The sequence below is a fragment of the Nonlabens sp. genome (assembly GCF_965657255.1).
Taxonomy (GTDB): domain Bacteria; phylum Bacteroidota; class Bacteroidia; order Flavobacteriales; family Flavobacteriaceae; genus Nonlabens.
Window position 1 is genome coordinate 1 of sequence record NZ_CBFHNM010000006.1, and the last position, 26,160, is coordinate 26,160.

The window sequence follows — 26,160 nt, forward strand, 5'->3', positions numbered from 1 at the left end:
CCTCCATTTCCTGGCGCGCCTGGTCCAGTAGTTACTCCTGCTGTATTGTTACTTAAGTTTACATTAGTAAGCGTTACCGGTGCATTTCCGTTAGCTTCGATTCCTCCTCCGGCACGATTTGCACCATTACCAGTTATTGTGCTTCCTGTTGCATCAAAGGATCCTCCAGCTACTAATACCCCACCACCAGTACTCGTACTTCCTGTTGCATTATTATTGTTTATGGAAACTGTTCCGGTTATCACAATTGCTCCACCTTCATTGTAGATTCCTCCACCGCCAGCTTCTCCTGGATTCATAGCTCCCATTGAAGCTTCTCCGCTTGCTGTATTGTTATTAATTACAGCTGATCCCATTATATTCATAGATCCTGATCCATTCCATAGTCCACCACCTTCATTTGCAGCTATATTTTGTGTATAAGATCCATCTGTGATATTTACTGTTCCTGCTTGTGAAACATGAAGTGCACCTCCATTTCCTGGTGCGCCTGCTCCTGTTACTGCTCCAGTAATATTACCATCCATAGTTACGTTTGTAAGGTTGGTTGTTGATACCTGATTTTGCTCGATTCCTCCACCAGCTCGATTGGAACTATTATTTGAAATAGTAGAACCCATTGCTGTGAAAACTCCGTTTGCATTGAGAACACCACCACCAGTTCCTTGAGCTCCATTGGCAATATTGTTTGTAATAAGAGTTGTCGCATCTGTAGTTACTGTTCCACCTTCATTATAGATTCCTCCACCACCAGATGCACCTGCTACCATTGCATCACTACCTGACGCGATGTTCATATCTATGGTAGAATCTGTAACTGTCATTAATCCTGTTCCATTCCATAATGCTCCACCTTCATTTGCAGCTATGTTGTTTGAAAAAGAACTAGAATCAATTGTTGAATTTCCAGCACCTGTCATATGAATAGCACCGCCGTTTCCTGGATTGCTATTAGTCGTATTAGATATAAACTGAGAATTCTCAATATTTAATGCACCTAAAACGCCAGAATTGTCTTCTATAGCTCCACCTGCTCTGGAGGCAGTATTTGCACTAAAAGTAGCGCCATCCAGATTAATAGTACCTCCGTTTGCATTAAATATAGCACCACCACTACCTGAAATCCCAGTAGCATTATTTGACGTAAAAGAGGTTAATGATCCCGTAAAATTAATAGTAGCGCCATCATTATATAAGGCTCCACCACCTTCAGCAGCTGTATTTCCAGTTGCTGTATTTGAAGTAAAAACACAGTCTGTAAAATTTGCAACCGTAGTAGCACCACTAACTAAAACCGCACCACCAATAACAGAAGTTGAATTTGCAAATTCAATATTGTTAATTGATATAGCGCCTGCTATCAGAGTAGATATATCAAAAATTCTATTTGCAGAGGACCCAACTAATGTAGTAGATGATCCACCGTTATTGCCGTCAATTGTCAAACCGACAAATGCGCTTATATCAATATCACCATTAGTAATATTTATAGACTGTCCTTGAATTGAACTATCAAACGTAACGGTACCGTTTGCACCTGCATTTGCTATTTCAACTCTTAATGTTCCTGGAGTTCCATCGTCAACAGTTTTTGTTACTACCTGCCCAAATGAGAAAGTAGAAAACAAAAAAAGAATAAGAGGTAAACTCAATCTTGTAAAGTTCTTCATAAAGTTTAAGTATCGATTATGAAAAAGTTACGTAATTGACTAAAAGATGGTTTCCTAATGAAAAGTTAAATAAATTAAGACGTGATTTTTACTATTAATATAACCACAACTTAAAATATTAAGACTATTTTAATTTATTAATTCCATTTTCGCAAAAGCGGAATAAAGAAAATCTCCACCATAATAATTTTACGATTTGAAAAATGATATTCTTTCACTATTTTGCGATACAGAAATAACGACACATGCAATATAAAAGACTATTCGATTTCCCTCATTACCAGTTAGAAAATTTTCCAAGAGAAGATGCTCTAGTTTCAAAAGTTAATGGTGAATGGGTAAAAACATCTACAGAATCATTTGTAGAGCAATCAAGCGCTATATCTAGAGGTCTTTTGCGATTAGGTGTTGAAAAAAATGATAAAATAGCCATCATTTCTTCAACCAATAGAACAGAATGGAATATAGTGGATATAGGTATTATGCAAACTGGTGCGCAGGATGTTCCTATTTATCCTACCATTTCCGAAGACGATTATGCTTACGTACTCAATCATAGTGAATCTAAATATGTTTTCGTATCTGATAAAGAAGTCTACGATAAGGTAATGAGTATTAAAAGTCAGGTATCATCTTTGATCGACGTATATTCTTTTGAAGATATCGACGGTTGCAAAAGCTGGAAAGAAATTAAGACATTAGGTGAAGATAAAAGTAATCAAGATACTTTAGAAGGTATTATGGGTAGTATAGATGTAGAAGAACTGGCTACCTTAATATATACTTCTGGTACGACTGGTAGACCTAAAGGTGTAATGTTGTCACATAAGAATATTTCTAGTAATGCAATGATTAGTGCCACACGATTACCATTAGAATTAGGAAAATCTAAAGCTTTGAGCTTTTTACCTGTGTGTCATATATATGAACGCATGCTTCAATATATGTATACATATACTGGAACCGGGATTTACTTTGCAGAATCTTTAGAAACTATATCTGATAATTTGAAAGAAATATCTCCAGAAGTAATGAGCGCTGTACCTAGACTATTAGAAAAGGTATACGACAAAATTATTGCTAAAGGAACTGACCTTACCGGTGTAAAGAAAAAACTATTCTTTTGGGCTGTAGAATTAGGCCTAGAATGGCAACCTTACGGAGCTAATGGATGGTGGTATGAAAAAAAATTAGGCATTGCTAAAAAACTTATCTTTTCTAAATGGCAAGAAGCTCTAGGTGGCAACCTTCTAGCAATAGCTAGCGGTAGTGCTGCCTTACAACCTAGATTAGCAAGAGTATTTAATGCTGCAGGGGTACCAGTTATGGAAGGTTATGGTCTTACTGAAACAAGCCCGGTGATATCTGTTAATGATATGAGAGATGGTGGTTTTAGGATAGGAACCGTTGGGAAAATGCTATCGCATACCGATGTTCAAATTGCCGAGGATGGAGAAATAATCATCAATGGACCACAACGTATGATGGGTTACTTCAAAGACGAAGAAAAAACTAAAGAAGCTATCGATGAAAATGGTTACTTCCATACTGGCGACATAGGAGAAATAGATGCGGAAGGTTTCTTAAAAATCACTGATCGTAAAAAAGAAATGTTCAAAACGTCTGGTGGTAAATATATCGCACCTCAAGTAATTGAAAATATGATGAAGCAAAGTCGCTTTATAGAACAAATTATGGTAATAGGTGAAGGTGAAAAAATGCCAGCAGCTTTTATACAGCCTAATTTTGAATTTTTAACCGACTGGGCAAAACGTAAAGAGATCAAATTTACCGACTGGGACGATTTATGTTCTAATGAAATTGTTATCAGTAGATTTCAAAGAGAAATTGAAGAGCACAATAAGAAGTTCGGTAAATGGGAACGTGTTAAAACTTTTGAATTAACACCAGAAGAATGGACCATAGATGCTGAACATCTTACACCTACTCTAAAATTAAAGCGTAGAAATATAAAAACGCGCTATGAAAATCTATACCATAAAATTTATGGCGCAAAAATTTAATAAGTCATTGCATAAGTTACCTAAAGCCGTGTTTATGACACGGCTTTTTTTATTAGCTTACGCTCAATAATTACAGACAAATCTGTATAATAAAAAATTAGAATTGTACGCAATAGTAGATGTTGAAACCACTGGTGGAAAGTTTAATGAAGAAGGTATTACAGAAGTAGCCATCTATAAATTTAATGGTCATGAAATTGTAGATCAATTTGCTAGTCTTATTAATCCTGAAAAAGAAATACAACCATTTGTTGTAAAACTTACAGGAATAAATAATGCCATGTTGAAACGTGCTCCTAAATTCTATGAGGTAGCAAAAAGAATTATTGAAATAACTACAGATGTTACTCTAGTTGCTCATAATGCAGAGTTTGATCATCGCATGTTACGTTTAGAGTTTGACCGATTAGGTTTTAATTATGAAAGACCTACACTTTGCACAGTAGAACTAGCACAAAGCTTACTTCCAGAGCAAAAAAGCTTTAATCTAGGTAAACTGACTAAGGCCCTAGGTATTCCTATTACAGATAGACATAGGGCAACTGGTGATGCTCTTGCAACCGTTAAATTATTCCAACTTTTGCTACAAAAAGACGTCGATAAAAAGATTATCTCACAAAGCCTAAAATTTTATAAACCTCTAAAAATAGAGCCTAATTTAAAATTAATACTTGAGAATATTCCTAATTCTACAGGTGTATTTTATGTTTATAATCGAGATAATGAGATAATATTTATAGGTAAGAGTAAAAATATAAAGAAAAGAGTCACACAACTATTTACTGGCTCTAATAAAAAATCTAAAGAAATTCAAAAACAAGTAGCCGAAGTTACTTTTGAAAAAACTGGTAGTGAATTGATTTCTATTTTAAAAGAATACATAGAAGTTAAGAAACATTTACCTTCATTAAATGGTAAAATCAGAAGAACTAATTTTTCTCATGGATTGTATAGATATGTTGATGAGAAAGGAGTCTCACATCTTGAAATAAAATCTGTTGTGAAAAATCCTAATTATTTATTAAGTTTTTCTTCTTCAAAATCTGGAAAAAATTTCTTAGATAAACTAAATGGAGAGAATGAAAAACTTTCTAATTCAAATGAAAAGGAAGATTTATTTGAAAAAATAAAAGAACAATACAGTTTAAAAAATAAAACCAAACTCATAGTTGACAAGGGTCGTGAGGCTAGTGAACGTAGTGTCATACTTATTGAAAATGGTAAGGCGATAGGTTATGCCTTTGTTCACCTACGTATTCAAATGACAGATATCTCAATGCTCAAAAGCCTTTTAACGCCTGTAGAAGGAAGTAATCAGATAACGCATATTTTATCTAGTTATTTGAGACACAAAAAAGTATATCAGGTCATAGACTTATAAAAGTTACGCTTTCGCGAAAGCGAGGCCAACATCCAACTTTAACAATATCAAATTATGGAAGAAAAAGGAAGATTATTTCTTATACCAGTAACCTTAGGAGACATAAGCCCACTAGAAGTATTACCATTATCAGTTAAAAAAGTAGTTGAAATGGTGGATCATTATATTGTAGAAAACGAAAAAACAGCAAGGAGATTTATAAAAAGTGTTTATCCTTCAAAGTCACAACCTTCTTTAGAGTTCTCTACCATCAATAAATTTACAGAGCAAAGCGAGCTTCCTGCATTTCTACAACCTTGTTTAGAAGGAAAAAATATGGGATTAATGAGTGAGGCTGGAGTACCTGGAATTGCTGATCCTGGAGCAGATGTAATTGCCATAGCTCATGAAAAGGGCATACGCGTGCAGCCACTGGTAGGTCCTAGCTCTATTCTCATGGCAATGATGTCTAGTGGTTTAAACGGTCAAAATTTTGCTTTTAATGGTTATTTACCCATTGATAAACAAGAAAGACGTAAAAAAATCAAGGACTTAGAATCCATATCAACAAAATACCAACAGTCTCAATCTTTTATAGAAACCCCATATCGCAATAATAAAATGCTGGAAGAGCTTTTATTAAGTCTTTCAGGAAAAACAAAACTGTGTGTGGCTTGCGATATAAGTTTACCTACAGAGTTCATTAAGACGCTGCCCATTGATTTATGGAAAAAGCAAATTCCTGATTTACACAAAAGACCTGCTATTTTTATAATTCAGGGTTAATGTTTTAATTTTCAAGATTACTTAACATTTGATATTTGTAAGTCAACTAGTATGTAGTATAACGATTTTTGATTCAGTTTAAAGAATTCATATAAATACTGTATTTTACGAGCTCCAAATTTAAAAATAGCCATGAAAAAACTTTTATTCTTAACATTTCTATTTATTCCTATTTTAACATTTGCACAACTTGAAGCCGCATGGTGGTTTTTTGGGACAAATGCAAGTGTAGATTTTAATAGCGGCGCTCCAGTAGCTGCACCTGCCGGACAGTTAGATACGATTGAAGGATGTAGTAGTATTTCTGATCCATGTGGCGTTCTTCAAATGTATTCTGATGGTAGTAGAGTATGGGACAGAAATGGGAATATAATGCCCAATGGAAATGGACTTCAAGGAAACCAATCCAGTTCTCAATCTGCAATCATTATACCTGATCTAGGAAATGCCGATAGATATTTCCTTATTACTGTGAGTCAAGCAAGTAGTGTGGGTTTAAGGTATAGTATAGTAGATATGTCAATGAATGGTGGTTTAGGTGACGTTGTTGCCGGAAGAAAAAACATCTTGATACTCGATGATTATAATGAAAAGGTTACAGCAACTATAAATGATGCAGGAACATTTTACTGGATAGTAACTGGTAAAGATGGCGTATACAATTCTTTTCCAGCAGCTGGAGGAATTATTTTACCAGCAAGGGCTGTAACATCAACTTTACCTGGAACAGATTCGTTTATAAATATTGGATACTTAAGGTTAAGTCCTGATGGATCTAAACTTTGTAATACTCATGTAGCAGATTCAAATAATGCGTGGTTGATGGATTATAATAATGTCACTGGTGTGGTTAGCAATCCTATTGCACTTTCCAATCCTGGACCCAACAATAACTTTTATGGTGCTGAGTTTTCTCCAGATTCTAACTTACTATATTTAAACGGTAACTCTAGTAATACAGCAAATGGCTGTGGTGGTGGTAATAATAGAGAAATATTGCAATATAATATAGGTAATGGAGGTGGATGGAATTCAAATCCTTTTTCTTTTCCTGCAACAGGTGCAAATAGTGGACGTGGTGCATTACAGCTAGGTATCGATGGTAATATTTATCACGCGAGGACATGTCAGCCATGGCTAGGGGTTATTAGATCACCCAATTCTGTAGGAGCTGGCGCTTCTTATACTGATGATGGAGTAGCGCTAAACAACGACTGTTTTGAAGGTTTACCTCCTTTTATAACATCGTTTTTTGAACCTTCCTTCAACTCTTTTCCACAAGGATCTGCAACTGGTGGCTCTATAAATCAAACTAATTTTTGTGAAACGACTCCAGTTCAATTTGAAGCCTCAACTGCTGATTTGTGTCCGACATCTTTAATAACTTGGGATTTTGGTGACGGTAGCCCTACTTCAAATATATTTAATCCAGTACATACCTTTCCTGCTGCTGGTGTTTATACGGTAAGCTTAGTAATTAGTAATGGAGGCTTTAACTTTACAGCTACTTCTGATATTACCATTTATGAAAACCCAATAGCAAACTCAGTAACTAATGTGTTTTTATGTGATAGCGATGGAGATGGAATAGAAACAAGGGACCTCACTATCGTAGAAACTCCACAAGTTGTAGATATGCAGGTAAATACTAACTTTCAAGTAACCTATCACCTATCTCAAAGTGCAGCAGATAATAATTTGAGTGCAATTACATTACCATATGATTTTTCCATTGGAACTACTCCACTATTTGCACGGATTACTAATAATGAGAATTCAACTTTCAGAATCTGTCACGATACTGTATCTTTTGATGTGATTGTGGCTAGTGGTTCTGGAGCAACTAGACCAAGTGACTTAACTAATTGTGATAATGACAACGATGGTTTTTCTTTATTTGATCTAACAAGTCTAGAAGGAGAGGTTTTAAATGGATTGCCAGCAACTGCTTTTACTATTTCATATTATACAAGTGCTGCAGGTGCTGCCACTGGTGGAACAACTGATTTGATTTCTAACCCAAGTAGTTATACTAATGGTACTATAGACACTGAGAGAATATATATTAGATTAGAAGACAATAGCCCAAGTGGCTGCACCTCTACAACTGAGGTTGATCTTTTTGTTTGGGATACTCCTACTGCAAATCCAGTTATGGATATAGCTGTTTGTGATACAGGAAATGACAATTCTGAGATGATTTCGTTAACTGATTTTGATATTGAAGTGCTTAACGGTCAAACTAATCCTGATTACGTGATTACCTATCACTTAGATCAAACTGATGCTGATACTGGTGCAAATGATCAAACATCACCTTTCACTTTAACAGGAACTACGACTTTCTTCGCTCGTATTGACAACTTAAATAATGAGCTTTGTGCAAACACTGTATCTTTTGTAGTCGAATTAAATACTGTTCCAGAAGCAAATCCGGTAGCGGAATACCGACTCTGTGATGATATTTCAAATAACAATTCAGAGGTGTTTGACCTAGTTTCCAGGAATACAGAAGTGTTACTTGGTCAGTCTACAACTGATTTTAGCATTGAATATTTTACAACACAAGCTGAAGCTGATCAAGGAAGTTTAGGTGGCGCAACACCAGTGAATAACATGTATAGTAGTGGTGGACAAACTATTTTTGTACGTATAGAAAGTAATGCAAATAGAAATTGTTACAATACTACGTTTTTTGATTTAGTTGTTGACGCTCTTCCTATTGAAGCACCGGTTGTAGATCTTATGCTTTGTGATGACGACACAAATGATGGAACGGAAGATATTGATTTAAACACACGTTTTGATGCATTCATTTATAATGGTCAAAGCACAACGACCTTTAATATTAGCTACCACGCAACTCGTGCTGATGCAGATGCCGGTACTCCACTTCTAACAAGTCCTTATACAGTAGTGACTGGAACAAATTCTATATTTGCAAGACTGACTAATCCAGCAAACACTACTTGTTTTGCTGTTACACCTATCAACATAATTCTTAATCAACAAGCAATCGCAAATATAGTTGCAGAATATAGACTTTGCGATGATAGTACTAATGATGGTTTAGAAGATTTTGATTTAAGTTCTAGAAATGCAGAAGTTTTAAACGGTCAAAATCCAGCAAACTTTACAATTGAATATTTTACCTCGCAAGTAGATGCTGATCTAGGAAGTTTAGGAGGAGCAACTCCGCTACCTAATACTTATAATAGTGGTTCGACTACTATATTTGTAAGGATAGAAAATAATTTAGATCGAAATTGTTATAGTACAAACATGTTTAACATTTTTGTTGATCAATTACCAAGATCAGTAACACCTTCTGATATTATTGTTTGTGATGACCCTTCTAACGACGGTACAGAAGATGTAGATTTAACTCAATTTGATTCTATAATTTTAGACGGACAATCTAGTCCTATTAATGTCTCCTATCACGCTACACAAGCTGATGCTGATAACAATATATCACCACTTGGCAGTCCTTACACAGTGACTAGTGCAACGCCTAATATTTTTGCTAGGATTGATAATTCAAACAATGAAATTTGTGCTACTACAACAACGTTTCGTTTTGTAATCAGTCCTACACCTACTGCAAATGATGTGGAAGACATGATTACGTGTGATGATCCAGGAAATGATGGATCTGAAATATTTGATCTAACTATGGCAAACAGTGAAGTGTTAAATGGCCAAAATCCAGCAGAATTTAATATTACTTATCATACTACATTGAATGGTGCGCAATCTGGTATGGGTACTGATCAAATTATGAATGATACGGCATATCCAAGTAATACGACTACCCCAGAAACTATTTTTGTAAGAATAGAAGCTGCAACTAACCCTACATGTGCAGATGATACAAGTTTTACTTTAACTGTAAGTGAACAGCCTACAGCAGGTACTGCAATAGACTTAGTAGGCTGCGATGATATTAGCAATGATGGTTTTGAGGAATTTGACTTTACAATTCAAGATGCTGACATCTATGATGGCCAAAACCCAGCTGACTTCAATATAACCTATCACACAAGTCAGACAGACGCCATAAACGATACTGGTGCACTTAGTTTTCCTTATATTAATGTATCTAGAGTACAAACTATTTATGCTCGTATCGAAAACGCCTCTAATGAAGAATGTGCTGATTTTTCTTCTTTTGAAATAGAGGTGTTTGCAAGACCTGTAATTGCAGATCAAGGACCATTTACTATCTGTGCTGGAGTAGCAGAAACCATAGATGCAGGACCAGGATTCTCCAGCTACTTATGGTCTACAGGAGATACGACACAGTCTATAGATGTTGATTCTGGTGGTGATTATACTGTAACTGTAACTAATACCGATGGATGTGATAGTACTGCTACTGTAAGAGTAGTAGAATCTGATGTTGCTACTATTGAACGTATTGATGTAGGTCAATTTGAAGTAAATACAAATACGCTTACTGCGATTGTAACAGGAAGTGGTGATTATGAATATTCATTAGATGATTTTGTATATCAAGATAGTCAACGATTCTCTAACTTATATCCTGGATTCTATACCGTTTATGTACGAGATAAGAATGGCTGTGGTACCGTTTCAATGGACGCAGTCATTATAGGTGGACCACCATATTTTACACCTAATCAAGATGGGTACCACGACACATGGCAGGTTATTGCCGTAAGTGAAATTCCAGATGCTAGTATTTATATTTTTGATCGCTTTGGAAAATTGTTGAAACAAATAAGTCCTACTGGTGCTGGTTGGGATGGTACGTATAATGGCAACCCAATGCCATCAAGTGACTACTGGTATGTAGTAGAATTAACTGATGGACGTAGTTTTAAAGGACATTTTGCTTTAAAAAGGTAATCTTTAAGATTTTAAATAGAAAAAGCGAGTCATTTTCAATGACTCGCTTTTTGCATTTTATAGTATAACTATTATACTTCTACTCTATTCTTTACGATCACCTAAAATAGGTGCAAAATTAGGTTTAAAATAAGATGGCCCTTTTAAAACCTTACCGTCTTCACGGTAAATAGGTAATCCATCTGCTCCTAGTTTAGACATATTAGAGCGTTGTATTTCATCAAAAACATCTTCAATAACATCTTGCATACCATGCTCTATAATGGTTCCACAAAGAATATATAGCATATCGCCTAATGCATCTGCAACCTCTACTAGATCATTATTTTGAGCTGCTTCTAAATATTCTTCATTCTCTTCTTTCATTAATTCATAACGCAATTTATTACGACGTTCTGTTATGTCAGCAACTGGAGAATTATTCATTCCTAATTTAAACGCTGTGTGAAATTTATGCACACTTTCTATTTGTTTCTTCATATCTATGATGGTATTGCTAGTTTTGGTTTGTAATTTTGTAAAAATAAGTTTTCTATGAATGCATTGCCATTAGTTGTAAAAGATCCTATGTTCAGTACTGGACAAATTTATTTTGGAATCGCTTTCTTCATTGTCTTTTGTATCGTCATATCCTTTATGTACTTAAAAGATAAAGCATTGCATAAAAAAAACTATAAGGGCGTATTTTGGGTACTTATAGGGTTTGTTTCCTTTATCGTTCTTTTGGTCGCTATTAAATTCGGTCTAGAAAAATAAAAAAGCACCAGATTTGTTCTAGTGCTCTTTTGAGGTCTCGCTTTCGCGAAAGCGGAATTAAATAAAATTATTCCAAAAATCCATAATTCTTTGAGTACATCAACATCTGTTCTTCAAATGTATCTGGCTGCTCAATTTTAAAACTGGTTATCTTCTCGCCTTCCATTATAGGTACAATGACAGGATTTACAAAACCTCGATACGCAGGTGCTTTGAATTGTTTATTTCTATTTAGTACTTCTTTATGTATTGCTTGATCTACCTTCACACCATAAGTTTCTACTAACTCTTGTCCAGCTTCAAAATCTCCTTCACTCGTAATGCGCTGTGTTTCTCTAAGTAGCTCGCCAAAAAGCATCCTCAATTTATCATAATCTTTGATGTCATAGTAGGTTTTACCGTTTTTGATAACTTTTTCAATCACGTTCTCTTCCTTTCCTTTCTCATATACCCAAGCACTGACCCATTGTCTATTACGCATGTGCGCTTCTTCTACATCTTTTCCTAATTCTAAACGAACTAGCTGTGAAACCAATCCATTTCTAATATAACCGTCATAAGCAGCCATACCGTAATTTTTCCAATTATCTACTAATCCTAATTCTTCTAATTTAGGGTCCATTAGATAATAAAGTCCAAATAGATCTGCGCGGCCTTCTTCTATGGTAGATTTATAACTACCTAAAGTTTCTTTAGGTGTTCCTACTCCAGGATTGATCTGACCACTTGCATGTCCTACTACTTCATGTAAAGCTGTGTGTAATTTATCGGCTTTGGCACCATACTTTTCTTCTAATTCTATTTCTTTTTGATCGTGGGCAAACTCCTGTAATCTTCCAGATCCGCCTGCATTTGCATAAGCTGAAATGATGTTACCCAATGATACCGATTTGCTGCCATGAACGGTTCTTATCCATGTGTTATTAGGTAGATTTACTCCTATAGGTGTGGCAGGACTAGCATCTCCTGCCTCTCCAGCAACGTTTACTGTTTTATAACTGACGCCAGTTACCGTATCCTTTTTGTGCTCTTCCATTAATGGAGAATTATCTTCAAACCATTGAGCATTTTCACTAAGAACATTCATCTGTCGGGACATGTCAAAATCTTTGATTTGAACAATTGTTTCATAACTACCCTTATAAGCAATAGGATCGTTATATACTTCAATAAAACCATTGATCCAATCCACAGCACCTTCTGTACTAGTACTCCATGCGATACAGTATTCATCCCATTTATCAAGACTACCGGTTTGATAATATTCTATAAGTAAACCTAGTGCTTTTGATTGCTTATCAGATTCTGCAACACCTTGAGCAAGCTGCAACCAGTAAATCATTTGATCAATCGCTTCCCCATAAAGGCCACCACTTTTATAAACGTCATCTACTAGTTGACCATTCTTTCTCACCAATCTTGAGTTCAAGCCTAGTTCTACAGGTTGCTCTTTATTTACTTTTATAGAATTATAGAAAGCTTTTGCTTCTTTTGTAGTAATACCTGGCTCATAGAAATTTACGGCACTTTCTAGTACAATATCTTTGTCTTTATCAAGAACAACTTTTTTTGAATCTTGATCGTTAAAAATAACATCTACTGCTTCAGAAGGTATAGAAATACTTTGATCTTCCATTAAAGAAACTAGATATTCTTTTGAGAATTCAGGTTTCATCTTATCCATACTGTAATGGTGATGGATACCATTTGCAAACCAGACTCTATTTAAATAAGTCTCAAACTGTTGCCACTCTTTTGTGGATCTGTCGCCTTGAAAGCTGGTGTATATTTGTTCTAAACCTTTTCTTATAGATAAATTGTGTCTATAATTTTGATCCCAAGTAATATCTCTACCACTTAAGCCTGCTTGAGTTAAATAATAAACAAGCTTTTGTTGATCTAGATTCAATTCTTCCCATCCAGGGATTTGATATCGTAATACTCCTATGTCAGCAAACTCTGTCACGTTGTAACTGAAATCCGCTTGTTTTTCAATGATTTCTTGTTTTGGTTCATCCTGACAAGAAAAAGCAAATGCTATTGCAAAAAGGCAACTGGTTATTTTGAGATATCTCATTAATAAATCATTTTTTAAAATTATTTTGTTCTTTTCTCAAAAATAATCATTTGATTAAATACAATAGTTGACAACACCTACTTAAAGAGATCTACTATGAATTAATTATTTAAGAAAATTTTAAGGTTTTAACAAAAAGGCATATATTCCTACTTCCTACATTTAATATATGATAAAACAACTGATATTATTGATCTTTCTAGCTTGTAACACTGTTGTATTCACACAAGAATTAGTTCCATTTAATGACATGCTAACCATGTTAGATGAAGGAAAAGTGGAGGCAACAAAAAAAGCATTGAATACCTATGATTATGATTCTTTATCAAAAGAAGATCAAGCTAGCTATTTGCTCAATCAAGGAATTATTGAGTTTTTAGAAAATGATCTTTTAGATGCCTATAAAACTTTACTTAAAGTAAAGGATTTAAAATCTCATGCGCGTACTATGGTAATTTACAACGCAAATGATTACTTGATGCGCATTGCAAATTCTGTATCAGAGTATAGCACAGCTGCACCATCATTAATTGAGGAGAATTGTATAATAGCAGAAGAGCTAAATAATCCCAAGTTAAAAATAGATTGTATTTACAATTCTTTTTACAAAGAAATTGTAGGCGATAATTACGACCTGGCACTTAAATATAATTATCAAATGCAACGTATTGCAGTAGAAAATGATCTACAAGAGGAACTATTAGGCATAGAAAATAACATGGGTACGATTCATTATTTCAAAGGAAGTCTGGATTCTACGTTATATTATTTTGAAAGAAACTTAAAGCGCTCAAGAGCAACTAACGATACGCTAGCCATAGCACAACGTATAAATAATATGGCCATGTTGCGCGCCGCACTAGAAGATCATAACATATCATTAGATTACATTAATGAAGCAGAGGTTATGGCCCAATCCAGTAATGACTATCAATTGTTGTTGACTATTTTACGTAACAAAGCAGATATACTTTATAACAATAAAAAATTTGAAGATGCAGCGTCTTACTACTTCAAACATTTAGAAATGAATGATACGCTAGCAGCTTCACAAAATGCATTTGAATTAAATGAAATTCAAACAAAATATGAAACGGCAGAGAAAGAACTTAAAAATGCAGCGTTAGAAACTGAAAATTTAAGAAATGAGGTAAGTATTTATATGTTGCTTTTCCTTCTTACTATAACATTAGGCGCCGCTGGTTACTTTATTCTTAATAATTATAAGAGTAAAAAAATTATGGAAGAAAGAAAACTGGTTCAAGAACAACGTGAATTAAAAATGATGAAAGATCAAGAACTAGCTAGTATAGATGCCATGATTGCAGGTCAAGAGAAAGAGCGTCTTAAAATAGCTTCAGATCTTCATGATGATCTAGGCAGCTCTTTAACTGCGATCAAAATATCTCTTGAAAATGCTAAAGAACGTTCTGAAGACAAAGAAATAAGCAATATTCTAAACAACGCACATATCATTCTTAATGAAACTTATGCAAAAGTGCGTACTCTTTCTCACACCCAAAACAGTAGAGTTTTAAGTGAAGATGGATGGATAAACAGTTTAAAGGACTTAGTTGATAAGATTAATAAATCAGGTCAACTAGATATAGAAATTATACATAGTGGTTTAAAAGGTAGTTTAAGTAATTCTACAGAGTTGTATATCTTTAGAATGATTCAAGAATTGATCAACAACATTATGAAACATGCTAACGCCACAGAAGCCAGCATTAATATTACAGGATATGATAAATCACTAGATATCATGGTAGAAGATAATGGTAAAGGCTTTGATTACCCAAGTAGTAGCAATAAAGGTATAGGTCTTAGTAATATAAAGAAAAGGATCAACGATATGAGCGGTAGTTTTGAAGTAGACTCTAACACAAAAACTGGTGGTTGTAGCATTCACATAGAAATTCCAATAATATGATAACTGTAGCTATAGCAGAAGATCACATTTCCCTTAGTGATGGACTCAAATTATTTTTAGAACAAGATCCAGACATAAAAATCCTTTTTGCCGTATGTAACGGTTTAGAAATGTTGAAACGCCTTGAAAACACTACACCTGATGTAATCTTGACAGATATAAGCATGCCCGAAATGAATGGAATCGATTTATGTAAAGCCATTAAAACATTAAGGCCTCATACTAAATTAATTGCATTGAGCATGTTTGATAACATGGGCGCCATTGAGGACATGATTAATGCCGGTGCAAACGGTTATGTTTTAAAGAGTAGCCCATTAATAGAGTTACGACAGGCGATTAGAGATGTCTGTGAAGGTAAAAACTACTTTGATGAACATTTAGAGAAAAAAGTACAAGAAATCTATAATCGAAAAACAAAAAAAAATATTCTTTCTAGAAGCGAGCGAGTCATTTTAAAATCTATTTCTCAAGGAATGACTAGTCAACAAATAGCCGAAGAGCGAGGTACTGCCGTAAGTACGGTTAATAAACACAGAAAAAATATGATTCAGAAATTAGGACTCTCTGGAAAAGGCGAGTTATATCAATATTCACTCAAACAGCATGGCCATTCTAATCTATAACATATGAAATATCATGCTCCTTTTTTCTTTCTTTTAGCTACTTTAATTCACTTAAGCTGTAAAGACAACACTCCTAAAAATGTTTTTGAAGCAAAAGCCGTAAATAAAAATCAAACCGAATCGATCAACAAACCTATCGCAAAAGACACCACTATCTACCACGATAATTTCAAATCAAAATTTGTAGATAAGCGCAATGTAGAAGTATGGTTACCTAAAGGGTATCCTCAAAAAGAAGTTGAATATCAAGTTCTTTACATGCATGATGGTCAGAATGTACTCAACAAAGAAACCTCATATACTGGTATCGCGTGGGAAATTGATAAAAAAGTTGATTCATTAATGACTATTAAAGTCATACAACCTACCATTGTTGTGGCGATATGGAATAATGGCGAGAAGCGTTTTAGTGAATACATGCCTAAGCTACCGCACGATCTTACAGAATCCGCTTTCGCGAAAGCGGAACTTAAAAAGAACTTTGGAAGCGAAAACATTTATAGCGACGAGTATCTAAAATTCTTAGTAAAAGAATTGCGTCCATTTATCAATAATCACTATCAAACCTCTAAAAAACCTCAACATACTGCAATAATGGGCGCGTCTATGGGAGCGCACATTTCACTTTATGCGATGATAGAATATCCACATATTTTTGGTAAAGCTGGCTGTTTGAGTACACACTGGCCTATTCCTTACTTGGGACAAGCTTTCATAGACGCATTGCCGACGTCGGTACCTAAACCTACCTTTCATAAGATATACTTTGATCACGGTACCAAAACCCTTGACAAAGATTATGAACCATTTCAACTACAAGTCAACAACATGTTTTACGAATTAGGTTATACAGATAAAAATTTACTCTATAAAAAATTTGATGGACATGAGCACAGTGAGAAAGACTGGCAACGCCGTGTTCAATATGGATTAAAGTTTTTATTAAAATAGATCCTATCCATGAATCACAGATGGATTACTCTTGATAATTATAAAAAAAGGCTATTCAAATGAATAGCCTTTTTTTTTTAAGTTAAACTTTATATTAAAATCCTAACCTTACACCTACTTTATAAGTTCTGCCTCGAGTTTGAAAGCCCACGACTTCTTGAAAATCTTCGTCAAATATATTAGCAACACCTGCAAAGAAAGTTACCTCTTTGCTTTTCAATTTATATGTTCCATCTAGGTCAACTAATTGGTAGCTATCTAACTCTACATTTTGTGTCATAAATGTTGTAGAATCAAAAAAGACATCGCCTCTTTGATGATTGTATTGATATCTAGCTGTTATGAAAGCACCTTCAAAAGCCTCTATTCTGGCACTCGCGTTTACTTTGTGTTTAGGAATACGTCTTAATAATGGTTCATTATCTCGCTCTGTAAAAGTATAATTTGCTGTCAAATTTAATTTCTCAAATAGAAGTGTTTGTCCCACAATTTCTACACCTCTTGCAGTTAGGTTTTTGTCTTCATTTTGATATTGAGAGATAAAATTAGCTGGATCAATAGTTACAAATTGAACTAAATTTTGCTCTTCTCGTTGAAAAAAGGTTAGGCCTATACTAGTTTGATCCTTACTCCACGTAAAACCAGCTTCTAGAGTAGCATTTTCTTCTGGTTCAAGGTTTTCATTACCAAAACCACTAGCGTATAACTGAAATAAAGAAGGCGTGATATAAGCTGTACTATAACTAGTGTAAGCTTTTATAACATGCTCGCCTATGTCAAATCGATAAGATGGATTTAGATTATAAACGAACTGACCATCATAGTTACTATGTAGGTTGTATCGTGCACCGACATTTACATTAAAACCAGTTCCAGATAAATACACCACATTAAAATAAGGATCATAAATCTGAAAATTTACATTGTCTTTATCAGTGTTTTGTACAAATTCTGTACTACCGAATGGAATACTAAAATCCTCATACGTCTGATTTTGAAAGTTAAAACCTAGAATCGTTTTTAAACTGGATTCATTATCTAGATCAAAAGTGTATTTATTATAAAGATCTAGAGAATACCCATCTGCATTAAATAGAGAGGGAAAATTACTTCTGGTATCTCTACGAGTATGCGTGCTCACATCGTTATAAACAAGTTCTCCTTTTTCAGAATACTTCCAGTTCATATTTGTTCCCCATCGTATCTGGCGACTATACGTTTCATTGTCGCCATCGGTAAACGCACCATTATCAAACTCGGCCACATATTCATCAAATGAAAGATAACTACTTAATTTAAAATCTTTGTTATTGTTATAACCTATCCTACCTAATAGATTAATTCGGTTAAATGCGTCAGATTCAAACTGCTCATTATCATCAGCACTTTCTGCAGCACTTAAACCATTTGTGCTCTGATGGTTTAATCCTACTCCATAAGTAAGTCCGTTCATAGCTCTTCCTTGAAGTTGGATGCTATTGTTATATTCATCAGGACCATTGTTTGCCTGTTCTACGCTTTTATTGGTACCTATAAAAGAAGCCACATTAACGCGCACGCCAGATGTAGGTGCCTTTCTCAACTTGATATTGATTACAGCAGTACTTGCATTTGCACCATAAAGCGTACTCGCTGCACCCTTTAGAATTTCGATTTCTTCAATTTGATCAATATCAACTAGCCTTAAATCAAAATCTCCAGCAATATTACTTGGGTCATTGACCTGTGCACCATCGATCAAAAAAGAAACCTGACGGCTGTTTCCACCACGTACAAAGTAACTTTGATTTTGCCCTGCATTACTACGAGCACCATTGATCTCAATACCAGCGTATTGATTTAAAAGATCTGCAATATTAGCGCTGCGTTGCGCCTCAATATCTGCTCTTGTGATTTTAATAACTGGTTTACCGCTGTCTTTGCGTTTCAGTTCAAATTTTGACGAAGCTGTAACGATTACTTCTTCCAGTTTTGTTGCTGTAGAGTCTTGGACTACCTGTGCTTTTCCCGACACAAATACAGCGATCAGTGCGCTTAACGCGATGATTTGCTTTTTCATTAAATGATTTTTAAATACGGGAAAAGGAAAGTGAGGAGAATCTACACAAGCTAGATAACATGCAATAAACAGGTCTAGAATGCACTCGACCTGACGTATAAAAACCCATCGCTATCTTTATCCCGAAGATGAACAATTATTTGAAATATGGCAGGTCTCCTGACTTCAAAATAAAACCGCCTTCCCAAGTCCTGGACTCAGTGGCATGAATGGTTTTACCCTTTAAATAAAGGACGACCTTTAACGTCGTTTTGTTTACAGTTGCGGGAACAGCTCTAGAATTGCACTAGATTCCCTTTTAATTCGATAGCTTTTTATGATTCCGCTTTCGCGAAAGCGAGAACATTAAAAACTATGAAACCAAATTCAATCCACAAAAGTAGGATTATTATGAATAAAGAAAGTTTTATATACTAAGTATTATAATAAAATATGATTCTAACGAACTCCTAATCTATTATAATAATTACTTTTGGAGTTCTATGAAAAAGACATTGACACTTTTATTACTTTATATTACAATATTACAATCCTGTAAAAAAGAAGCGAAAACCGATCAAAAGCTACCTTCAAGAACAACCAATGCTACCTATGAAGAAATTGAAATTAAATATGCAGAAGGTTTTCAAATTCAAAATACAGATACTGGATATTATCTGACCATAATGAATCCATGGCCAGAAAGTGTAGTTACCTATCCTTTTAAATTGATAAAAAATCAAGAAAGAGAATTAATACCTGAGCCTGATGCGTCGTTAACGATTAAAATTCCTATTGATAAAATAGTACTTACCTCTACCACGCATATTCCGCCGCTAGTATTACTTAAAAAAGAAGAATCTTTGATAGGGTTCCCTGGAAGTGATTATATAAGTGATCCTAAAGTGCGTAAACTTATTGATACTGGTAAAGTAGAAGAGTTAGGCACTAACGAACTAATGAATGTCGAAAGCACTTTATTATTAGATCCAGATGTTGTAATGGGTTTTAGTATTGATGATAGCAATCCTACTTATCAAAAAATAATAACTGCAGGAATACCGGTTATTTATAATGGAGAATGGGTAGAAAAACATCCTTTAGGGAAAGCAGAGTGGATCAAGCTTTTTGGTGTTTTATATGGTAAAGAAAAAGAAGCTGATTCCATTTTCAAAACAATTGAAAGAGAATATTTAAACACGTTGGAATTAGTTGAAAATGTAGATAAACCTAAAGTTTTGAGCGGTGCCACATGGAAAGACACTTGGTATTTGCCATATGGTGATTCTTGGCAGGGAAAAATACTCAACGATGCAGGATCCAGCTACATCTATCAGACAACAACAGGAAGCGGTTCTCTCGCTTATAATATAGAAAAAGTATTGATGGATGGTCGCGACGCAGCTTTCTGGATTGCACCGGCGCAATATACTAGTTATTCAAAAATGCTGCAGGATAATACATCCTATGCACAATTTGATGCTTTTAAAAACAAGCAAATTTATACACATGCGCTTACTTTAGGTTCAAAAGGTGGCGTTACTTATTATGAAGAAGCTAGCATGCGACCAGATCTAGTTTTGAAGGATCTAGTAAAGATTTTGCATCCAGAAATAAAATTAGAACATGAGTTGTATTTCTTTAAAAAACTGAATGATTAATACGGCTAACTATTTAAATTAATAAGATTAAGGTATATAATAACTACTAGTCATAAACCTTTTAGTGATTATGCTTTCGCGAAAGCGTTATAAACAAATAGCCTTTATCAAATTTTGAGTTTATTTGATAAACTACAGCGATACACAGAAGCTATAAATTACCTTTTTAAAGCAAAATGACCTCGATATTCCTTACCGTCTAAAGTTAACACATACCAGTAATCTGATGATGGCAATGGCGATCCATTAAAGGTTCCATCCCAAGCTATGTCAGAGTTAGTATAACTTTTTAGAAGCTTACCATAGCGATCAAAAATATTTAAGTTTGAACTAGTAAAAAGTTCTAATCCATCAATAGTAAAGAAATCGTTGAAACCATCTTGATTAGGAGTGAAAAACCTCGGTACGTAAAAATGTATATAATCTACTATTAATTCGTATTCACAAAATTCTGTTCTAACATAAATGGTATATAGACCTACTGGCTGATTTCTAAAAACAGGACTGTTTTGATACGTAAAACCATCTAAAGAAAATTGATATATTCCAGCGTTTGCAATTGAGATTACAATTGAATTGTAATCAGACACTACACTAGCTATTACTGGTCGATCTTCTCTAGTAATAATATAGTTGACTATTTCTACTACACAGCCATCTGTAATTTCTACAGTATAAGTTCCTGTTAAATCGATGTCTAAAGTTGGTGTTTGCTCTCCACTATTCCATTGAAAAGTTGCATTTGTAATGGATGTATTTGGGTCTAGAGTCACAGAATCGTTTTCACATAAAAGTAAATCTTCAGTACGTGAATCTACATTTTGAGTACCGAATAGATCCCAAACACAAGTGGTAGTATTAAATGCAGTTGTTTGCCAGCATTCTAGTGTAGGCATTACTGGTTGTGTCCCTGTAACTTCCCATGTACACGTTGTGTTATTAAAAGTGGCTGTTTGCCAGCAATCAAGACTAGTTGGCATCACTGGCTGTGATCCTGTAATATCCCATACACACGTGGCATTATTAAAAGTTGTTGTTTCCCAACACTCTAGATTGGGTTGAGCAGGCTGTGTACCAGCAACTTCCCAAGAACAAGTTACCGTGTTGAAAGTTGCTGTTTCCCAACATTCGGTTGTTGGTTGTACCGGTTGTGTTCCAGATATATTCCAGGAACAAGTTACTGCATCAAATGTTGCTGTTTCCCAACATTCTATAGTTGGTTGTGAAGGCTGATTCCCTGTAACGTCCCAAATACAAGTTGTAGTATTAAATGTTGCTGTTTCCCAACATTCTGTTGTTGGTTGTACCGGTTGTGTTCCAGATATATTCCAAGAACAAGTTACTGTATCAAATGTTGCTGTTTCCCAACATTCTGCAGTTGGCTGTACAGGTTGCACTCCTGTTACATCCCAAATACAACTCGTTGTATTAAATGTTGCTGTTTGCCAACATTCTGTAGTTGGTTGTAAAGGTTGCGTCCCTACAATATCCCATGAACAGCTGGTTGTATTAAAAGTAGCCGTTTGCCAGCATTCTATAGTTGGTTGTAAAGGTTGACTACCAGTAACATCCCACGAACACGTAGCATCATTAATAGTAGCTGTTTCCCAACATTGTATTACTGGTTGAGTAGGTAAATTATTTACTGTTAATTGATAAACATCAGAGTAAGTTAGACAGTCAAGATTTGACAAATTAGCAGCAAACTCTGCTACTTTAGTCCTATAAAAAGAAGTAGAAATAATATTAGTAATAGTCACATTTTGATTAATTGCACCAGGAATATCATTCCAAATGATACCGTCAGTGCTATCTTGCCACTGATAGAAATGATTACTAAAAACTGCGTTATCTGGAATTGCATTTAAATTTAAGGTGAATGGAGTATTTGAATCACATATAGTGCCGTTGGGACTATTTGATGCATCTTCTACGGCTATTAAATCTCCGCAAGTTTTAAACTCAATATCATCAATGGCAAGATCATTACCACAGCCACCAGCACTATTATTGAGCATCCTAAGAATGACTGAAGTCTGAGCTGGTAAGGTTTGAAAAACCAAAGCATATTGATCCCATGTCGGTGTATTAGAGCTAAAAATATTTCCTGTATTACCGCTGGCTAATAAAATAGTGTCCGTATCATCCCATATTTCAAATTGAACATTAATAGGAACTCCGTTACCACCGCAAGCTGAAGGAGTTGAAGGTAATATATTGATCAGCCATGCAGAAAACTCATAAGTAGTATTTTGACAAAGACCACTTATAGGACGCACATAAAAATCACCTGGAGAGAAAGACCCATTAACTATTAAAGCTTTACCATTTACATCACCTACTGTATGATCACTCGGTAAATTCCACCCATAAGAAGAAGTGTTGCTCGCAATGGTATACTGACCATCTTGAGGACCACTGTTACCTACAAACGAATATCCAGGAATGGTTGTCCCTGGTAAAGCTGGACCAAAGTTGGTTCCTGTACCAAATGTCTCTGTAAAAATAGGATCACCAGAGTTTCCTTGACAAAAACCTAGTTGAGCAGACAATTGAAAACCTATCGATAAAAAAGAAAATAAAACAATAATTCTTTTGAGATTCATTAGTTATTTTTTTCAAACTTAACACAAAAATCAATTGATTAGTTAATTACGGATAAATAATTGAATTTGTTAAAAAACGTATTCCTAATTAAAATGCGTTTCCAAAATGAAAGTAACAAAAAACGCCTCACAAATTGTGAGGCGTTCAGATATAAGTGAAATTCTTAAAGTATTACTTTTTGAATTTTGCATATTTATTTTTGAACTTATCAATACGTCCTGCAGTATCAATAAGCTTGCTCTCTCCTGTGTAAAAAGGGTGAGACGTACGAGAAATTTCCAATTTAATTAATGGATACTCAACACCTTCGTGCTCTATGGTTTCACTAGTGTTAGCTGTAGATTTTGTAATGAAAACTTCTTCATTAGACATATCTTTAAAAGCTACTAATCTATAATTCTCTGGGTGTATTCCTTTTTGCATGACTTAATTCTTATTCTTTTGCGGCTGCAAAGTTAAATATTTTAATTTAAATAACAACCATTTGATTCTAAATTAATTTAAAACAAAGTTAAGCCATAAAACCACATTTCCTAGCTTTATATTTGCCTACTCATTTAAAAATATTTTTGTGGAACAAACGATTAAAAAAAACTCATTTATAGTAGGGTTTATAGGTGCTTTAATAACTTTAGGAATCTATATGTACATGTGGCAAGCGCAGGAATATTTAAATCCTTTATTAAACACATCCATATACATCTATCCTATCCTTCTAGGTGTGATTGCTCAAGTATGGGCGCGTATGGTCATGAAAGGAAATGTCTCTTTTAAGCAAGTAGTACTCGCTTATTTTATATGTATCCTTCTGGTTTTCTTAACAGAAACTGTTGTGTATTACCTTTTACTTAATCACATAGATGTGAATGCAAAAGAAATTCTTTTAAATGCCTGGAGAGGTATAAATGATCAAAGTCAAAGCGATCTGGCTCAAACTAAAATATTTAAAGAACCTACCTTTACACTTTCTGAATTTGCCTTAGGCTTTGCTACTAAAACTTTAATGTTTACGGTTCCAGGTTTAATAACAGGACTAATAATTAGTAAAATACCGCAGCGATAATTAATTTCAACTAATTTTATATTTGAAATCACGACAAAAACTAGCATTTTATTATGAATAGTGTATTAAAAAAAACATCTCTTAAATTCGGTCTAATAGGGTTTATGATATTTGTGATCTCCTATTTTGCTATTTGGCAAATAGATTTAAGCCTTTTTCTAAATCCGCTAGTGACGTATCCTATTTCCATTGCTGTTTTTATACTAGCCGTTTATGCTCAGAAACAGGCCAAAATAGAACTAGGTGGTTACATCAGTTTTGGTAGCGCCTTACTTTACTTTGTAGTTGCTGTTGCCATTGCCTTTTTAGGATATGTTGTTGCTGCTTTGTTAATTTTCAACATTATTGATCCTCAAGCAAAAGAACAATTACTTGAATTAACCATTCAGGCATCTATAGAAATGAGTAATAATATGTTAGGATGGTTAGGTATGGAAGAAGCAGCTGGACAGGTATCAGAAGAACAAATTCGCAGCTCTATGGCCTTAAGTCCTACACCTATGGGCATCGCTAGTATTGTGATAGGGTATATAAGCAATGTCGCTTTTTATACCGTTATCGGATTAATTTCTAGCCTAATTATCAAAAAAGACCAACCGTACGAGTTTGAATAAAATACAACTTTCTATAATCATCCCATTGCTCAACGAGGCAGATTCTATACCTGAATTACAGGCATGGATCGATCGTGTGATGCAAACAACTAACTTTTCTTATGAAGTAATTTATATAGATGATGGCAGTACAGATGGTAGCTGGGATATTATAAACTCGCTTTCGCGAAAGCGAGATAACAACCCTATTTCTAATCCAATAAAGGCTATTAAATTCCAAGCTAATTATGGCAAATCTCAAGCGCTTCATGCCGGTTTTGAAGCCGCTCTAGGAGATGTAGTCATTACTATGGACGCAGATTTACAGGACTCACCAGACGAGATTCCAGAATTATATTACATGATTTTTGATAAAGGTTATGATCTGGTAAGTGGTTGGAAAAAGAAACGTTATGACAGTGTAATTTCAAAAAACCTGCCAAGTAAATTATTCAATTGGGCAGCTAGAAAGACTAGTGGTGTGCAATTAAATGATTTTAATTGCGGTTTAAAAGCTTATAATAAACAGGTAATTAAAAATATCGATGTGCATGGAGAAATGCATCGCTACATTCCTGTACTAGCTAAAAATGCTGGATTCACAAAAATCACTCAAAAAGAAGTTATTCATCAAGCTCGTAAATACGGCACGACCAAATTTGGATACGAGCGATTTATAAATGGCTTTCTTGATTTAATCACCATTGCTTTTATATCAAAATACGGTAAACGACCTATGCACCTTTTTGGATCTTTGGGCGTGATCATGTTTCTAATAGGTTTTACAACTGCTGGATACGTAGGCGGCTCAAAGCTTTATAGAATGTATAGTGATATTCCGTATCGTTTAGTAACTGACAATCCATGGTTTTATATCGCACTAACGACCATGATATTAGGAACACTTTTCTTTATTGCTGGATTTTTAGGTGAATTGATACTAAGAAATGGAAATCAAAAAGATCGTTATAAAATCTCTGAAACTATTTAGTAGGTTTTAATTTACAGTCGTAGGTTTTAGCTATGATAAAAACTCATTTTGATATGCTTTTCAAAAAAATCCTACTATGACTGATACTGAATACTGATCACCGATACTGCCTACTTATTCCTATATTTGTGCTAGAAATTAAGACTACAGCA

18 protein-coding genes and 1 riboswitch are annotated in these 26,160 nt (G+C 34.6%); of the genes, 12 read left to right on the plus strand and 6 right to left on the minus strand.

Features of this window, described 5'->3' with window-relative positions; all coding sequences use genetic code 11:
• The coding region (locus ACTF54_RS08255) for a beta strand repeat-containing protein (protein ID WP_438969135.1) at positions 1-1,670 on the minus strand (1,670 nt) is incomplete at its 3' end.
• A gap of 245 nt (positions 1,671-1,915) precedes the next feature.
• Here ACTF54_RS08255 and ACTF54_RS08260 point away from each other — a divergent pair.
• From ACTF54_RS08260 to ACTF54_RS08275, 4 genes are all read left to right on the plus strand, one after another.
• Positions 1,916-3,694: an AMP-dependent synthetase/ligase gene (locus ACTF54_RS08260; RefSeq protein WP_438969136.1), complete on the plus strand. Its 1,779-nt coding sequence runs from the start codon at positions 1,916-1,918 to the stop codon at positions 3,692-3,694.
• Positions 3,695-3,797: 103 nt separating this feature from the next.
• Positions 3,798-5,075, plus strand: a complete 1,278-nt coding sequence (locus ACTF54_RS08265; RefSeq protein WP_347196694.1) for an exonuclease domain-containing protein — start codon at positions 3,798-3,800, stop codon at positions 5,073-5,075.
• 54 nt (positions 5,076-5,129) lie between these two features.
• Positions 5,130-5,840, plus strand: coding sequence for an SAM-dependent methyltransferase (locus ACTF54_RS08270; protein WP_347196695.1), 711 nt, complete (start codon positions 5,130-5,132; stop codon positions 5,838-5,840).
• A 132-nt stretch (positions 5,841-5,972) separates the two neighbouring features.
• Entirely contained in the window at positions 5,973-10,712 is a 4,740-nt protein-coding gene (locus tag ACTF54_RS08275) for a T9SS type B sorting domain-containing protein (protein ID WP_347196696.1), read from the plus strand.
• 84 nt (positions 10,713-10,796) lie between these two features.
• Here the strand turns inward: ACTF54_RS08275 and ACTF54_RS08280 are convergent, their stop codons facing one another.
• Positions 10,797-11,192 (minus strand): nucleoside triphosphate pyrophosphohydrolase family protein, encoded by a 396-nt coding sequence (locus ACTF54_RS08280; protein WP_347196697.1) that lies wholly within the window; start codon positions 11,190-11,192, stop codon positions 10,797-10,799.
• A 54-nt stretch (positions 11,193-11,246) separates the two neighbouring features.
• On the opposite strand from ACTF54_RS08280, the gene ACTF54_RS08285 reads away from it, so the two are divergent.
• Positions 11,247-11,468, plus strand: a complete 222-nt coding sequence (locus ACTF54_RS08285) for a hypothetical protein (protein WP_347196698.1) — start codon at positions 11,247-11,249, stop codon at positions 11,466-11,468.
• A gap of 67 nt (positions 11,469-11,535) precedes the next feature.
• On the opposite strand, the gene ACTF54_RS08290 is transcribed toward ACTF54_RS08285, so the two are convergent.
• Entirely contained in the window at positions 11,536-13,545 is a 2,010-nt protein-coding gene (locus ACTF54_RS08290; protein WP_438969137.1) for a dipeptidyl-peptidase 3 family protein, read from the minus strand.
• Between the two features lie 169 nt (positions 13,546-13,714).
• On the opposite strand from ACTF54_RS08290, the gene ACTF54_RS08295 reads away from it, so the two are divergent.
• The 3 genes from ACTF54_RS08295 to ACTF54_RS08305 are packed head-to-tail and all read left to right on the plus strand — an operon-like array spanning position 13,715 to position 17,055.
• Positions 13,715-15,478 carry a sensor histidine kinase gene (locus ACTF54_RS08295; RefSeq protein ID WP_347196700.1) on the plus strand — a complete coding sequence of 588 codons (1,764 nt, stop codon included), beginning with the start codon at positions 13,715-13,717 and terminating at the stop codon, positions 15,476-15,478.
• The gene (locus tag ACTF54_RS08300; RefSeq protein WP_347196701.1) at positions 15,475-16,104 is read left to right on the plus strand and encodes a response regulator transcription factor; all 630 of its coding nucleotides are present in this window, start codon (positions 15,475-15,477) and stop codon (positions 16,102-16,104) included. Before ACTF54_RS08295 ends, ACTF54_RS08300 begins: the two co-directional genes overlap by 4 nt.
• 3 nt (positions 16,105-16,107) lie before the next feature.
• Entirely contained in the window at positions 16,108-17,055 is a 948-nt protein-coding gene (locus ACTF54_RS08305) for an alpha/beta hydrolase (RefSeq protein ID WP_347202167.1), read from the plus strand.
• Between the two features lie 94 nt (positions 17,056-17,149).
• On the opposite strand, the gene ACTF54_RS08310 is transcribed toward ACTF54_RS08305, so the two are convergent.
• A complete protein-coding gene (locus tag ACTF54_RS08310) occupies positions 17,150-19,114 on the minus strand; it encodes a TonB-dependent receptor plug domain-containing protein (RefSeq protein WP_438969138.1) in 1,965 nt (654 codons plus the stop codon).
• A 132-nt stretch (positions 19,115-19,246) separates the two neighbouring features.
• Positions 19,247-19,474, minus strand: a riboswitch (cobalamin riboswitch).
• Positions 19,475-19,596: 122 nt separating this feature from the next.
• On the opposite strand from ACTF54_RS08310, the gene ACTF54_RS08315 reads away from it, so the two are divergent.
• The gene (locus ACTF54_RS08315; RefSeq protein ID WP_438969139.1) at positions 19,597-20,754 is read left to right on the plus strand and encodes an ABC transporter substrate-binding protein; all 1,158 of its coding nucleotides are present in this window, start codon (positions 19,597-19,599) and stop codon (positions 20,752-20,754) included.
• A 158-nt stretch (positions 20,755-20,912) separates the two neighbouring features.
• Here the strand turns inward: ACTF54_RS08315 and ACTF54_RS08320 are convergent, their stop codons facing one another.
• Together ACTF54_RS08320 and ACTF54_RS08325 are read right to left on the minus strand one after the other, a co-directional pair.
• A complete protein-coding gene (locus ACTF54_RS08320; protein ID WP_347197257.1) occupies positions 20,913-23,360 on the minus strand; it encodes a T9SS type B sorting domain-containing protein in 2,448 nt (815 codons plus the stop codon).
• A 172-nt stretch (positions 23,361-23,532) separates the two neighbouring features.
• On the minus strand, positions 23,533-23,784 hold the full coding sequence (locus ACTF54_RS08325) for a type B 50S ribosomal protein L31 (RefSeq protein ID WP_347197258.1): 252 nt from the start codon (positions 23,782-23,784) through the stop codon (positions 23,533-23,535).
• Positions 23,785-23,932: 148 nt separating this feature from the next.
• Between ACTF54_RS08325 and ACTF54_RS08330 the strand changes: the two genes are divergently transcribed.
• From ACTF54_RS08330 to ACTF54_RS08340, 3 genes are read left to right on the plus strand one after another with little or no spacing between them, the layout of a single operon-like run.
• Positions 23,933-24,424, plus strand: a complete 492-nt coding sequence (locus ACTF54_RS08330; RefSeq protein ID WP_347197259.1) for a DUF4199 family protein — start codon at positions 23,933-23,935, stop codon at positions 24,422-24,424.
• Between the two features lie 53 nt (positions 24,425-24,477).
• The gene (locus ACTF54_RS08335; protein WP_347197260.1) at positions 24,478-25,038 is read left to right on the plus strand and encodes a DUF4199 domain-containing protein; all 561 of its coding nucleotides are present in this window, start codon (positions 24,478-24,480) and stop codon (positions 25,036-25,038) included.
• A gap of 1 nt (position 25,039) precedes the next feature.
• Complete coding sequence (locus ACTF54_RS08340; RefSeq protein WP_438969198.1) at positions 25,040-26,008, plus strand: glycosyltransferase family 2 protein; 969 nt, start codon at positions 25,040-25,042, stop codon at positions 26,006-26,008.
• Positions 26,009-26,160 lie beyond the last annotated feature (152 nt).